The sequence below is a fragment of the Ralstonia sp. Ralssp110 genome (assembly GCF_047325135.1).
GTDB lineage: Bacteria > Pseudomonadota > Gammaproteobacteria > Burkholderiales > Burkholderiaceae > Ralstonia > Ralstonia mojiangensis.
In genome coordinates, this window is record NZ_CP168610.1 from 32,416 (window position 1) to 46,055 (window position 13,640).

The 13,640-nt window shown below is 64.3% G+C and carries 8 protein-coding genes and 2 riboswitches; of the genes, 2 read left to right on the plus strand and 6 right to left on the minus strand.

What is annotated here, in order from left to right; all coding sequences use genetic code 11:
- Positions 1–131: 131 nt before the first annotated feature.
- The 4 genes from gcvP to ACEN9T_RS08820 all read right to left on the minus strand — a co-directional run bounded on the left by gcvP (position 132) and on the right by ACEN9T_RS08820 (position 5,698).
- Positions 132–3,071 carry an aminomethyl-transferring glycine dehydrogenase gene (gene gcvP, locus ACEN9T_RS08805; RefSeq protein ID WP_413707546.1) on the minus strand — a complete coding sequence of 980 codons (2,940 nt, stop codon included), beginning with the start codon at positions 3,069–3,071 and terminating at the stop codon, positions 132–134.
- An 84-nt stretch (positions 3,072–3,155) separates the two neighbouring features.
- Positions 3,156–3,536, minus strand: coding sequence for a glycine cleavage system protein GcvH (gene gcvH, locus ACEN9T_RS08810; RefSeq protein ID WP_092976690.1), 381 nt, complete (start codon positions 3,534–3,536; stop codon positions 3,156–3,158).
- 47 nt (positions 3,537–3,583) lie between these two features.
- Positions 3,584–4,711: a glycine cleavage system aminomethyltransferase GcvT gene (gcvT, locus tag ACEN9T_RS08815; protein ID WP_092976693.1), complete on the minus strand. Its 1,128-nt coding sequence runs from the start codon at positions 4,709–4,711 to the stop codon at positions 3,584–3,586.
- A gap of 129 nt (positions 4,712–4,840) precedes the next feature.
- A riboswitch (glycine riboswitch) is annotated at positions 4,841–4,968 on the minus strand.
- Positions 4,969–4,980: 12 nt separating this feature from the next.
- Positions 4,981–5,078, minus strand: a riboswitch (glycine riboswitch).
- A 293-nt stretch (positions 5,079–5,371) separates the two neighbouring features.
- Complete coding sequence (locus ACEN9T_RS08820) at positions 5,372–5,698, minus strand: hypothetical protein (RefSeq protein WP_252692323.1); 327 nt, start codon at positions 5,696–5,698, stop codon at positions 5,372–5,374.
- Positions 5,699–5,973: 275 nt separating this feature from the next.
- Here ACEN9T_RS08820 and ACEN9T_RS08825 point away from each other — a divergent pair, with 275 nt between their 5' ends.
- A complete protein-coding gene (locus ACEN9T_RS08825; RefSeq protein ID WP_413707547.1) occupies positions 5,974–8,094 on the plus strand; it encodes a UvrD-helicase domain-containing protein in 2,121 nt (706 codons plus the stop codon).
- A 580-nt stretch (positions 8,095–8,674) separates the two neighbouring features.
- Positions 8,675–10,159 carry an oxygen-independent coproporphyrinogen III oxidase gene (gene hemN, locus ACEN9T_RS08830; RefSeq protein ID WP_413707548.1) on the plus strand — a complete coding sequence of 495 codons (1,485 nt, stop codon included), beginning with the start codon at positions 8,675–8,677 and terminating at the stop codon, positions 10,157–10,159.
- 24 nt (positions 10,160–10,183) lie between these two features.
- On the opposite strand, the gene pyk is transcribed toward hemN, so the two are convergent.
- Positions 10,184–11,662, minus strand: a complete 1,479-nt coding sequence (gene pyk, locus ACEN9T_RS08835; protein WP_092976704.1) for a pyruvate kinase — start codon at positions 11,660–11,662, stop codon at positions 10,184–10,186.
- Positions 11,663–12,283: 621 nt separating this feature from the next.
- On the minus strand, positions 12,284–13,603 hold the full coding sequence (locus ACEN9T_RS08840) for a glycerate kinase (RefSeq protein ID WP_413707549.1): 1,320 nt from the start codon (positions 13,601–13,603) through the stop codon (positions 12,284–12,286).
- Positions 13,604–13,640: the final 37 nt, after the last annotated feature.

The window sequence follows — 13,640 nt, forward strand, 5'->3', positions numbered from 1 at the left end:
GTTTTGCAAAAGGAGCGGGTCGGCTTGTGGCCGCCCGCACACGGGGTGTTCAGATGCAAACGGCCGCCCCGTGGTGCGAGGCGGCCGCCTGAGGCGCGGCGCGATGACAATCGCGCCTGGGGTCGCCGGCTTTAGTCTTGCGCGTACTCGCTCATCGGTACGCAGGCGCAGAACAGGTTGCGGTCGCCGTAGACGTTGTCGGCGCGGCCGACCGGCGGCCAGTACTTTTGCTTGCGCAGCGACGCCACCGGGTAGGCGGCCTGCTCCCGCGTGTACTTGTGTTGCCAGTTATCGGCCATCACCACAGCTGCGGTGTGCGGTGCGTGCTTCAGCGGGTTGTCTTCGCGGTCGAATTCGCCCGAGATCACCTTGTCGACTTCGCCACGGATGGCGATCATCGCGTCGATGAAGCGGTCGAGTTCCACCTTCGGCTCGCTTTCGGTCGGCTCGATCATCAGCGTGCCGGGCACCGGGAAGCTCATCGTCGGTGCGTGGAAGCCGAAGTCCATCAGGCGCTTGGCGATGTCTTCGTTGCTGATGCCCGATTCCTTCTGCAGCGGACGGATGTCGAGAATGCACTCGTGGGCCACCAGGCCGTGCGCGCCCGTGTACAGAACCGGGTAATACGGAGCGAGCCGCTTGGCCACGTAGTTGGCCGACAGGATGGCCGTCTCGGTAGCGGCGGTCAGGCCCGCTGCGCCCATCATCGCGATGTACATCCAGGAAATCGGCAGGATCGACGCCGAGCCGAACGCAGCCGCCGACACGTTGCCGATGTTCTGGCTCGCGTCTTCACCCGAAGCCGAGCGCCCCGGGAGGAACGGTGCAAGATGCGCGCCCACGGCCACCGGACCGACGCCCGGGCCGCCGCCGCCGTGCGGAATGCAGAACGTCTTGTGCAGGTTCAGGTGCGAGACGTCGCCGCCGAAGTGGCCCGGTGCGGCGGTGCCGACCATGGCGTTCATGTTGGCGCCGTCCACGTAGACCTGGCCGCCGTGGCTGTGCACGATCTCGCAGACGCGCTTCACGCCTTCCTCGAACACGCCGTGCGTGGACGGGTAGGTGATCATGATCGCCGCCAGGTTCTTGCTGTGCTCGGCCGCCTTCTTCTCCAGATCAGCCAGATCGACGTTGCCGCGCTCATCGCACGCCACGACAACAACCTGCATGCCGGCCATCTGTGCCGATGCAGGGTTCGTACCGTGCGCCGATGACGGAATCAGGCACACGTTGCGGTGCGCTTCGCCACGGCTGGCGTGGTAGGCGTGGATGATCAGCAGGCCAGCGTATTCACCTTGCGAGCCGGCATTCGGCTGCAGGCTGACGGCGGCATAGCCGGTGGCGGCGCACAGCATCTGCTCGAGCTGATCGATCATCTCGCGGTAGCCGACGGTCTGGTCGGCCGGCGCGAACGGGTGGATGTTCGAGAACTCGGGCCACGTCACCGGCAGCATTTCTGCGGTGGCGTTGAGCTTCATCGTGCACGAGCCCAGCGGGATCATCGTGCGGTCGAGCGCAAGATCCTTGTCGGCCAGGCTGCGCAGGTAGCGCAGCATTTCGTGCTCGGAATGGTGCGCGTTGAACACCGGGTGCGTCAGGTACGCGCTCTGGCGCACGAGCGAGGCGGGATACGCATCGGCAACGCCCGCCTCGGTCTGGTCGAAGTCAGGGGCGGCAGCGTGTGCGGCGTGCGCGAAGACTTCCCACAGCGCAACGATATCCGCGCGCGTGACCGTCTCGTCCAGCGAGATACCCAGGCGTGCATCGTCGATCTGGCGCAGGTTGATGCCGTGCGCCTGTGCCGCGATGTGCAGGTTGGCAGTGCGCGCGCCGGTGGCGACGGTCAGCGTGTCGAAAAAGGCGTCGGCTTCCAGCGTGTAGCCGATCGCGCGCAGGCCGGCCGCCAGCGTGGCGGTCAGGCGGTGCACGCGCTGGGCGATGCGCTTCAGGCCCTGCGGGCCGTGGTAGACGGCGTACATCGAGGCCATCACGCCCAGCAGCACCTGGGCGGTACAGATGTTCGAGGTGGCCTTCTCGCGGCGGATGTGCTGCTCGCGCGTCTGCAGTGCGAGGCGGTAGGCCGAATTGCCTTGCGCGTCGATCGTCACGCCGACCAGGCGACCGGGCATCGAGCGCTTGAACGCATCGCGCACGGCCATGTAGCCAGCGTGCGGGCCGCCGAAACCAAACGGCACGCCAAAGCGCTGCGTGTTGCCGATCACGACGTCGGCACCCCATTCGCCCGGCGCGGCCAGCAGCGTGAGCGCCAGCAGGTCTGCAGCCGCAACGACCAAACCGCCGGCAGCGTGCACGGCATCGGTCAGCGCCTGGTACGTCGCCAGATCGCCCAGCAACGCACCGTTGGCGCCCGGGTATTGCAGCAGCACGCCGAACGCGTCGTGCTTGGCGGCGTCGGCTGCCGGGCCTGTCACCACTTGCACGCCGATCGGCTCGGCGCGCGTGCGCACGACTTCCAGCGTTTGCGGAAGAACGTCGTCCGCCACAAAGAACACCGTCGACTTCGATTTGCCAATGCGCTGCAGCAGCGTCATGGCTTCAGCAGCGGCGGTCGCTTCGTCCAGCATCGACGCATTGGCGATGTCCATGGCCGTGAGGTCGATCACCATCTGCTGGAAATTCAGCATCGCTTCCAGGCGGCCCTGCGAGATTTCCGGCTGATACGGCGTGTAGGCCGTGTACCAGGCGGGGTTTTCGAGGATGTTGCGCAGGATGACACCCGGCGTGTGCGTGCCGTAATAGCCCTGGCCGATCAGGCTCTTGACCACGCGGTTCTGCCCGGCGATGCCGCGCAGCTTGGCCAGCGCTGCTTCCTCAGTCAGCGGCTGCGTGAATTCACCCAGCGGCATGCCGTCCTGGCGGCGGATGGCCGGCGGGATCACGGCGTCGATCAGCGCGGCGCGGCTGGCGTAGCCGAGCGTACCGAGCATGGCGGTCTGCTCGTCGGCAGACGGGCCGATGTGGCGCTGCGCGAAGGCGTCGTGCGCCTCCAGGTCAGCCAAAGTGGGGCGTTCGGCAGCAAGCGCCGAGGAAGCGGGGTGCGGAGCGTTCATGGCAAGGGCTCGAAATTCAGGCGATGCAGGCAATGGCCGATGCGCAGCGCAGGTCAGGGCGCGCGCATCGGCCGGAGGATCGGCTTAGCCGATCTTGGCTTCGTAGTCAGCGGCCGACATCAGGGCGTTCACGTCGTCGGCGTTGGTCGGCTTGATCTTGAACAGCCAGGCCTCGTAGGCGCCAGCGTTCACGGATTCCGGCGCGCCGGCGGCGTCGGCGTTGTTGGCGATGATCTCGCCCGACACGGGGGCGTAGATGTCGGAGGCGGCCTTGACCGACTCGACCACGGCAATCGCCTCGTCCTTGGCGACGGCGCGACCGGCTTCCGGCAGTTCCAGGAAGACGATGTCGCCCAGTGCGTCCTGCGCGAAGTCGGTGATGCCGATGGTCAGCGTGCCGTCGGCTTCAACGCGGATCCACTCGTCGTGTTCGGTGTACTTCAGATCGGCGGGGACGTTGCTCATGAAAGGTTTCTCCGGAAGATGGGTATTGGGGAATGCAGATTCGGTGTTCAGCTGACCAGCGCCTTGCCATTGCGCACGAACGGCAGTTTAACCACAGTCGCGGTCAACTTGCGGTCGCGAATTTCGACCTGTACGTCGGTGCCGATGGCCACGTCCTTGGGCAGGCGCGCCAGTGCGATGGAGAGCGACAGGCTCGGGCTGAACGTGCCGCTGGTGATCTCGCCGTCACCGGCGGTGGTGATGACCTTCTGGTGGGCGCGCAGCACGCCGCCCTTGTCGCGCAGGATCAGGCCGACGAACTGTTCGCGCTGGCCGCCGGCTTGCAGCGCGGCCTTGCCGGTGAAGTCGCGTTCGCTTTGCAGATCGACCGTCCAGGCGAGGCCGGCGTCGAGCGGCGAAACGTGCTCGTCCATGTCCTGGCCGTAGAGGTTCATGCCGGCTTCCAGGCGCAGCGTGTCGCGCGCGCCCAGGCCTGCCGGGCGCACACCTGCCTGCAGCAGGCGCTCCCACACGCCAGCGATCTGCGCGGCCGGCACGACCAGTTCGAAACCGTCTTCACCGGTGTAGCCGGTACGGGCCACCATGATTTCGCCCACGTTTTCCACGGTGACGAAGCCGGCGTTGAACGGCTTGAGCGCCTCGCCCACGGCCTGCGTGCCGGGCAGCGCCGTGTAAGTCTTGGCACGCGCATTCGGGCCTTGCACGGCGAGGATGCCCAGCGGCTCAGCGCCAGCGTTGTTGTCGGAGCGGCGCGGCGTGATCGTCACGTCGGTGCTGGCGGCGGCGTTCTGCGCGACGATCCACTCCAGGTCCGTCGGCGCGGTACCGGCGTTGACAACCAGGCGGAACCAGTCTTCGCGGAAGAAGTAGACGATCAGATCGTCGATCACGCCGCCCTTGGGGTTCAGCATGCAGCTGTAGAGCGCCTTGCCGGGCGTCTGCAGCTTGTCGACGTTGTTGGCGAGCAGCCCGCGCAGGAAATCACGCACGCGCGCGCCGGTGAGGTCGACCACGCACATGTGCGAGACATCGAAGACGCCTGCGTCTTGGCGCACGGCGTGGTGCTCTTCGATCTGGGAGCCGTAGTTGACGGGCATGTCCCAGCCGCCAAAGTCGACCATGCGGGCGCCCAGCGAGCGGTGGATGGCATTGAGCGGCGTGTGTTGGAGCGTCATGGAATCTCTCGGCTGAGCGCGCCGCCGTGGCTTGGGCGCGGCGCATGGATCGGGAACCAGAAAAGCAAAAAGGCCACCCGCGCAGCCTGATCCCTCATGGTGACGCCATGAAGATCAACAAGCTGCGCAGATGGCCCCTCTGTCCTTGGTACCTGAGAGATTGCGAAGCGGGGCGCATAGCGGTGCGCGCCGTTCGTGAGCCCCTTCGGTGGGCGCCCGCAGTGGTCGTGCGGCGCCAGCTCTCCAGAGTGCGGTCGGACGCATGTCCGCCGATCCGCCCGGTCCTGGATGCCTGAGAGTTTTCGGGTGCTACCCCTTCGGCGGCGCCTTGCCGTATACGGCGGGCACGCTCTCCCGGATGGATGGGCGGAATTTACGGAAGGGGGATGGGATTGTCAATTGGGGTGGACTTGGCGGCTTTTGAGAGGAGGGCTGGTTTTTACGCTTTCGGTGCGTCCCCTGTTTCATCCCCTGCCGGGGCTGACTCACTTTCTTTGTCTTGCCAAAGAAAGTAAGCAAAGAAAGGCGCCATCTAGGGCCGGTACGTCAAAGGCTAAAGGCCAAAGACTAAAGACAACGGCCACACCCTCGGGAGCTGACGAGGTCGCCAAGCTCCAGGGGTGTGGCCGGAGTGCGGGTGTTGGCTGGTCTTGCTTTGACTTACTTGCCGATCTGGCGGCTGACCTGGTTTTCCTGCTGGTTCAGGGTGCGCTGTTCCTGCTTGGTGATGTGCCCGCCGTTCTGCGCAGCCATGTCGCGCTCTTCCTGGCGAATCTGGTGGTCTTCCCGGTGCATCTGGCGAGCTTGGCCCTTGGTGATCTCGCCTTCCTTCACTTCGTTGTGGATGCGCTTGTTCTGGTTGGCGAGGCGGTGGTTGACCTCGGCGCGGCGCGGGTGGTCTTTTTGCCACTGCGTCTGGGCGAAGGCGCCGGTGGTGGCAGACAGGGCGACGGCGGTAACGGCCAGGGCTTTGACGATGCGGTTCATGGTGGATTCTCCGGTGGGCGGCCGACCGATTCAGCCGCTGTCCTGTCCATAACGAGGTGCCGCGCATGGCCGCTTACGCGGTTCGTGTAACGGCGCGTAAGCGGTGTAACGCCCGTGCGAAAAAGGGGGGGGCGCAAACGCATGCAGTGCGGCTTGGCGCACCTCCGTCAGGCTCGACGCAGGTGGCTTCTCGCAGGCTCAATCGATGCAAAGGCGCCGTGCTACCATCGCCCTCCGCTGTACGTTCCCGCCTGCTTTTTCTTCTGCCTCTTCCCATGTCTTCCGGTCTTGCCCACGGGCTCAATGCTGCCCAATCCGAAGGTGTGCACTACCTCGACGGCCCGTGCCTCGTGCTGGCCGGGGCGGGCTCGGGCAAGACGCGCGTGATCACGCAGAAGATCGCGCACCTGATTCTGGACAAGGGCTTCGAGCCAAAGCACATCGCCGCGGTCACGTTCACCAACAAGGCGGCCAAGGAAATGCAGGAACGCGTGGCCAAGCTGATGGACGGCAAGACCCGCGAAGACGGCAAGCGCATTCCCATCAAGCAGTTGACGGTGTGTACGTTCCACTCGCTCGGTGTGCAGATTCTGCGGGCCGAAGCCGAGCACGTGGGCCTCAAGCCGCGCTTCTCGATCATGGATTCAGATGATTGCTTCGGCATGATCCAGGAGCAGCTGGCGACCACCGACAAGCAGTTGATCCGCCGCGTGCAGAGCACGATCTCGCTGTGGAAGAACGGTCTCGTCGACCCGGACACCGCGATTGCCGAGGCGCTCGCCAACAACAACGTCGATGACCACCAGGCGGCGCTCGTCTATCGCAATTACGTTGCGACGCTGCACGCGTATCAGGCGGTGGATTTCGACGATCTGATCCGCATTCCCGCCGAGCTGTTCGCGCGCAATGAAGAGGTGCGCCTGAAGTGGCAGAACCGCCTGCGCTACTTCCTCGTCGACGAATACCAGGACACCAACGCCTGCCAGTACCAGCTACTGAAGCTGCTGGCGGGTGGCTCACACTTGCGTGCGCCGGCCTTCACGGCGGTGGGCGACGACGATCAGGCGATCTACGGCTGGCGCGGCGCCACGCTCGACAACCTCAAGCTGCTGCAGACGGATTTTCCGAACCTCAAAGTCATCAAGCTGGAGCAGAACTACCGCTCCACGGTGCGCATTTTGAATGCCGCCAACGCGGTCATCGCGCAGAACCCGAAGCTGTTCGAGAAGACGTTGTGGAGCGAGCACGGCATGGGCGACGCGATCAACGTGACCAGCGCCAATGACGAGGAGCACGAAGCCGAGAGCGTTGTCTTTAAGCTGTCCGCCCACAAGTTCGAGCGCCGCGCGCAGTTTCGGGATTACGCGATCCTGTATCGCGGCAACTTCCAGGCGCGGCTGTTCGAGCAGATCCTGCGGCGCGAGCGCATTCCGTATGTGCTCTCGGGCGGGCAGAGCTTTTTCGACAAGGCCGAGATCAAGGATCTGTGCGCCTATCTGCGGCTGATTGCCAATGCGGATGATGACCCCGCGTTCATCCGCGCCATCACCACGCCCAAGCGCGGTGTGGGCAATGCGACGCTGGAGGTGCTGGGTTCGTTCGCGGGGCAGGCCAAGGTGTCGCTGTTCGAGGCGGCAATGATGGGCGGCATCGAAGCGCAGCTCGCACCACGCCAGCTGGAGCCGCTGCGGGTGTTCTGCGAATTCATCGTGCGGCTCTCGGACCGCGCCGCCAAGGAGCCCGCCGCCACGCTGCTCGACGAGATGATGGAAGGCATCCACTACGAGGCCTACCTGTACGACACCTACGACGAGCGCCAGGCCCAGAACAAATGGACCAACGTGCTGGAGTTCCTCGACTGGCTCAAGCGCAAGGGCACCAAGCCCGAGAAGGATGACGACGAAGAGGCCACCGGTTTCGACAACGCGGATGGCCTGATGGACGCCGGTAAAAACCTGCTGGAGCTCACGCAGACCATCGCGCTGATCAGCATGCTCGAAGGCAAGGAAGAGGACCCGGATGCGGTGCGTCTTTCAACGCTGCATGCGAGCAAGGGGCTGGAGTATCCGCACGTGTTCCTGGTGGGCGTGGAAGAGGGCATCCTGCCGCACTGCCGCGAAGACGATGATCTGACCGACGAGAAGATCGAAGAAGAGCGGCGGTTGATGTATGTGGGCATCACGCGGGCGCAGCGCAGCCTGCATATCAGCTGGTGCAAGAAGCGCAAGCGGGCGCGGGAGACGGTGGTGTGCGAGCCGTCGCGCTATATCGCTGAGATGACGCTTGGGGAGGATGCCGGGCCGACGCCTGAAGACACGATGCCGGCGATGTCGCCGAAGGATCGGTTGGGGGCGTTGAAGGGGTTGTTGGCGGCTAAGAAGCCGGTGGTTTCCTGAGTTCTTTGTTGGTGGTCTATTCCCCTTTCGTTCCCTGCCGGGACCGACTTACTTTTCTTTGTCTTGCCAAAGAAAAGTAAGCAAAAGAAAGGCGCGCCCGAGATGGCGACCCACTCCTTGAATTTGCGTAACCGGGCGGAGAACGGGAAAACTCGCTGCGCTCAAACAGTTCCCGTTCTTTTTTCCGCCCGCTTACGAAAATTCAAGGCGCCATCAAGGGCTCAACGTCAAAAGGCAAAGGCCAACCCATCGTGAGGTTGGCCTTGTCGTTTGGGTTGGCGCCCAGATGGTTCGGCTTTTGTCCTTTGACTTTCCTGCCCTAGATGGCGCCTTTCTTTGCTTACTTTCTTTGGCAAGACAAAGAAAGTGAGTCAGCCCCGGCAGGGGATGAAACAAGGGATGCACCGACAACCCAAAACCCAAAAAACACCCATCAACCCCCAGCCCTGTTGTGCCGCCGTGACGACCCGCGTGCCGCACACAACGCTTTGGAACACGCGTTGACCGACGTTGACACACATCAACGCGGAGCCCACATCGCGGTTTTAGGATGAACTATCGCCCCCACTAGAACCGCCCCATGTTTCCGTTCGCCAAGCCGGCCGACCCTCCGTCCGCCGCCAACGACACCGCCTTCCGCTGGTCGGCTCCGCAGGTACGCGCGCTGGCCCAGCGCTTCGATACGCACGGCCCGCGCTACACCTCGTATCCGACAGCCGACCGCTTTCACAACAAATTCGGTAACGCCGATTACCTCGACGCCTTGCACCGCCGCGCCGCGATTGCGCCCGCGCTGCATGCGCCGCTGTCGCTGTACATGCACCTGCCGTTCTGCGCGAACCTTTGCTACTACTGCGGCTGCAACAAGGTCATCACCAAGGATCGCGCGCGCAGCGCACGCTATGTTGAAACCCTCGCGCGCGAGATGGCGATGGTGGCCAATCAGATTGGCCCGCTGCGCCGCGTGACGCAGTTGCATTGGGGCGGCGGCACGCCGACGTTCCTTGCGCACGACGAAATGCGCGCCGTGATGGCCGCCACGCGTGAGCATTTCGATCTGGCCAACGATGGCGAGATCTCCGTCGAACTTGACCCACGTCATGCCGACGACACCACGCTCGAAGTCCTGGCCGAGATCGGCTTCAACCGCGCAAGCCTCGGCATTCAAGACTTTGATCCCGACGTCCAGCGCGCGGTCCACCGCATCCAAAGCGTGGAAGAGACACGCCGCGTGGTCGACACTGCGCGCCGGCTGGGCTTCGAATCGATTAGCTTCGACCTGATCTACGGCCTGCCGTATCAGCGCACGGAAACCTTCAACGCTACGCTGGATCGCGTGCTGGAGATGGCGCCTGATCGGCTGTCCGTCTATAGCTATGCGCATCTGCCGCACCTGTTCAAGGCGCAGCGCCGTATCGACATGCTGACCCTGCCGACCGCCGACCAAAAACTCGATTTGCTGGCGATGACGGTGGAGCGCCTCGTTGCCGAGGGCTATGTCTACATTGGCATGGACCACTTCGCGCGACCTGACGATGCACTCGCCATCGCGCAGCGTGAAGGGCGGCTGCAGCGCAATTTCCAGGGCTATTCGACGCACGCCGATTGCGACATGCTGGCCTTTGGCGTGTCCGCCATCAGCCGCGTGGGCGATGTGTATGCGCAGAACGAGAAGGATCTCGACGCGTACTACGCACGCATCGATGCGGGCGAACTTGCCGTGCTGCGCGGCATGTCGCTCACGCCGGACGACCACGTGCGCCGCGCGCTGATTGGCGAGTTGATGTGCGGATTTGAACTGAACATGCGCGCATTCGGTGCGCGCCACGGGCTGGACTTCAAGCGCAGCTTTGAGGACGAGCTGCGGGCGCTGGCGCCGCTGGAGGAGGCCGGGCTGGTGAGGGTGGGGGACGAGCGTATCGTCATCACGCCGCAAGGGCGGCTGCTCGTGCGCCGCATCGCCATGGTGTTCGATTCGCACCTGCGCGAGGCGGGGACGGAGCGCGCGGTGGAAGCCGAGGGCAAGCCCGTCACCTTCGTCCCGCGCTACTCCAAAGTGGTTTGATCCGCTTACTGACCCGAAGTCACGTCAGACCGTTGCCGGTTCGGGCTGCTGCGCAGCGGTTTGCGTCTGCGCACTGACCAGCGTCTGCGGCCAGATTTCCGCCAAGCGCAGCAGGTTGGTCGAACCAGCCTGGCCGAACGGCATGCCCGCCGTGATGGCGATCTGGTCGCCCGACACGGCAAAGCCTTCACGCGCGGCGGCACGGCACGCCGCATCCACCATCTCGTCGACGTTGCTCACATCGGGGCTGACCGTGCTGTGCACACCCCACGTGATCGCCAGACGGCGCGCGGTATCCAGGCGCGGCGTGATGCTCACGATGGGCGCCAGCGGCCGCTCGCGTGCGGCGCGCAGGCTGGTCTTGCCGCTGGACGTGTAGGTGACGGTGGCCACCGCTCCCAAGATGTGCGTCACGTCGCGCAGGGCCGCGCAGATGGCGTCCTGGCGTGTGGGCAGCGGCGGTTGATGTTGCGCGTCGATCAGGTTGCGGTACAGCGGATCGCGCTCGGTCTCGGCAATAATGCGGTTCATGATGCTGACCGCCGCCACGGGATGCTTGCCGCTGGCCGACTCGGCCGACAGCATCACGGCATCGGTGCCGTCGTACACGGCGCTGGCCACATCGGAGGCTTCGGCACGCGTCGGCACCGGCGCCTCGATCATCGATTCCAGCATCTGCGTGGCCACGACCACCGGCTTGCCGTGGTGGCGCGCCATACGCAGGATGCGCTTCTGTACGCCGGGCACGCGCTCGGGCGGCAGCTCCACGCCCAGGTCGCCGCGCGCCACCATCAGCGCATCGGACGCCTGCACGATGTCTTCCAGATGCAGCAGCGCTGCGGGCTTCTCGATCTTGGAGAGCAGGCCGGCGCGGTCGCCAATGATCTCGCGCGCGGCGATCACGTCTTCGGCGCGCTGCACGAACGACAACGCAATCCAGTCGACGCCCAGCGACAGGGCGAAGTCCAGGTCGCGCAGATCTTTCTCGGTGAGCGCCGGAATGGGGATCACCGCATCCGGCACGTTCACGCCCTTGCGGTCTGACAGCGGGCCGCCATCGACCACGCGTGTGACGATGGCCGTCGGGTCGGCCGCTTCCACTGCCAGGCGGATCTTGCCGTCGTCCAGCAACAGCGACTGGCCCGGTGCCGTAGCGGCGTACAGCTCCGGATGCGGCAGGTGCACGCGCGTGACATCGCCCGGCGTCGGATCGCGGTCGAGCACAAAGCGATCGCCGTTCTTGAGCACGACGCGGCCGTCGGCGAACGTGCCGATGCGTAGCTTCGGGCCTTGCATGTCAGCGAGGATGCCGATCGGGCGACCGGTCTCGGCCTCCACCGCGCGTACGGTGTCGTAGCGTTTGCGGTGGTCTTCGTGCGAGCCGTGGCTGAAGTTCAGGCGAAAGACGTCTGCGCCAGCGTCGAAGAGGGCGCGGATGGTGTCTTTGTCGCTGCTGGCGGGGCCGAGGGTGGCTAGGATTTTGGTGTTGCGGAAGCGGCGCATGTTGGTGTTTCCGGTGGGGTTGTTTGTTTGGACCTTGATGGTCCACTCCCTTTCACCCCCTGCCGGGGGCGACTCACTTTCTTTGTCTTGCCAAAGAAAGTAAGCAAAGAAAGGCGCGCCCAAGATGGCGACACCCTCCTTGAATTTGTGTAACAGGGCGGAGACGGGGAAAACTCGCTGCGCTCAGACAGTTCCCCGTCTTGTTTCCGCCCGCTTACACAAATTCAAGGCGCCATCTAGGGCAGTGAAATGCCACACAATCTGTGCGCAGTCCTAGTTAGCTCTTGTTTGTTGCTGTGTTGCTGTGTTGCTGTGTTGCTCGCTTTGCTTCGCGTTGTGCTGCTGTTTTCTATTGCCGTTGCGCTTCGATGGTGTGGCCGTTGGAGCCCTAGATGGCGCCTTGAATTTCTGTTGCAGGGAGGAAAAAGAGTGCAGGCCTGTTTGAGCGAAGCGAGTTGCCTGCACTCCCTCTCTGCGACATAAATTCAAGGGGAAGTCGCCATCTCGGGCGCGCATTTCTTTGCTTACTTTCTTTGGGCAAGACCAAAGAAAGTGAGTCAGCCCCGGCAGGGGATGAAACAAGGGATGGACCACAAACATCAATCCATCCCTCGCCCAACCTCAAGCAGTAATCAAAATCGCCCGAAAATCATTCACATTAGTCCGCGTAGGCCCAGTCACAATCAAATCGCCAAGCGCATCAAAAAACCCATACCCATCGTTGTTGTCCAGCAGCTGCTTCGGCTTCAACCCAAGCGCTTCAGCACGCGCCAGGCTATCCGGCGTCAAGATCGCACCAGCGTTGTCTTCAGACCCATCAATGCCATCGGTATCGCAAGCAATCGCATGCACACCCGGCAGGCCATCCAACGCCACGCCCAGCGCCAGCAGGAACTCGGCATTGCGCCCGCCGCGCCCATTACCGCGTACGGTCACCGTAGTTTCACCACCCGACAGAATCACGCACGGCTTGGTGAACGGCTGATTGCGCGCCACGATCTGCCGCACGATGCCGGCGTGCACTTCGGCCACATCGCGCGCTTCGCCTTCAATGCTGTCTGACAGGATGTGTGCCTCGTAGCCGAGCGCGCGTGCCTGCGCGGCAGCGGCTTCCAGCGCGTGCTGGGCTGTCGCGATGACGTGGCTGCGATGGCCTTCGAAACGTGCATCGCCGGGTTTGGGTGTTTCGCCTGCGCCGGTATCCAGATGACGGCGCACGGCTTCAGGCACATCAATGCCGTATTTGTCGATCACGGCCAGCGCATCTGCGCAGGTGGTGGCGTCGGGCAGCGTCGGGCCGCTGGCGATGAGCGTTGGATCGTCGCCGGGAATATCGGAGATCAGCAGGGTCTCGACGCGTGCCGGTGCGCACGCCAGCGCCAGGCGCCCGCCCTTGATCGACGACAGGTGCTTGCGCACGCAGTTCATCTCGCCGATGCTCGCGCCGCTCTTGAGCAGTGCGCGGTTGACGGACTGCTTGTCGGCCAGCGTCAGGCCCTCGGCTGGTGCAGCCAGCAGGGCCGAGCCACCGCCCGAGATCAGGCACAGGACAAGGTCGTCTTCTGTCAGACCTTCGAGCAGGCCGACCATGCGTTGCGCAGCGTGTTGGCCCGCTGCATCGGGCACGGGGTGCGAGGCTTCAACCACTTCAATGCGGCCTTGTGTGCCGGGCGCGCGGCCATGTTCGTAACGCGTGACGACCAGGCCAGACAGCTCGCCCTTCCAGTGCTGCTCCACCGCCTCTGCCATCGCGGCTGCGCCCTTGCCGGCGCCGATGACGATGGTGCGGCCACGCGGCGGTTCGGGCAGGAATGCCGGCAAGCATTGCGCCGCGCTGACCGCAGCCACCGCGGTATCAAACAGGCCGTGCAGCAACGCGCGCGGCGACGGATTGGGCAAGGCAGCGCGCAGGGCGGCCTGGGCAGACTGGTCGTGGTGCATGGCAGAAAGCGGGGAGACAGCAAAAAGAACTGCCGCC

Excerpts from the sequence above, each read along its gene's own strand:
- ACEN9T_RS08820 (WP_252692323.1), bottom strand. The coding sequence starts at position 5,698 with ATGAACCGCATCGTCAAAGCCCTGGCCGTTACCGCCGTCGCCCTGTCT.
- ACEN9T_RS08825 (WP_413707547.1), top strand. The coding sequence starts at position 5,974 with ATGTCTTCCGGTCTTGCCCACGGGCTCAATGCTGCCCAATCCGAAGGT.
- gcvP (WP_413707546.1), bottom strand. The coding sequence starts at position 3,071 with ATGAACGCTCCGCACCCCGCTTCCTCGGCGCTTGCTGCCGAACGCCCC.
- ACEN9T_RS08840 (WP_413707549.1), bottom strand. The coding sequence starts at position 13,603 with ATGCACCACGACCAGTCTGCCCAGGCCGCCCTGCGCGCTGCCTTGCCC.
- pyk (WP_092976704.1), bottom strand. The coding sequence starts at position 11,662 with ATGCGCCGCTTCCGCAACACCAAAATCCTAGCCACCCTCGGCCCCGCC.
- hemN (WP_413707548.1), top strand. The coding sequence starts at position 8,675 with ATGTTTCCGTTCGCCAAGCCGGCCGACCCTCCGTCCGCCGCCAACGAC.
- gcvH (WP_092976690.1), bottom strand. The coding sequence starts at position 3,536 with ATGAGCAACGTCCCCGCCGATCTGAAGTACACCGAACACGACGAGTGG.
- gcvT (WP_092976693.1), bottom strand. The coding sequence starts at position 4,711 with ATGACGCTCCAACACACGCCGCTCAATGCCATCCACCGCTCGCTGGGC.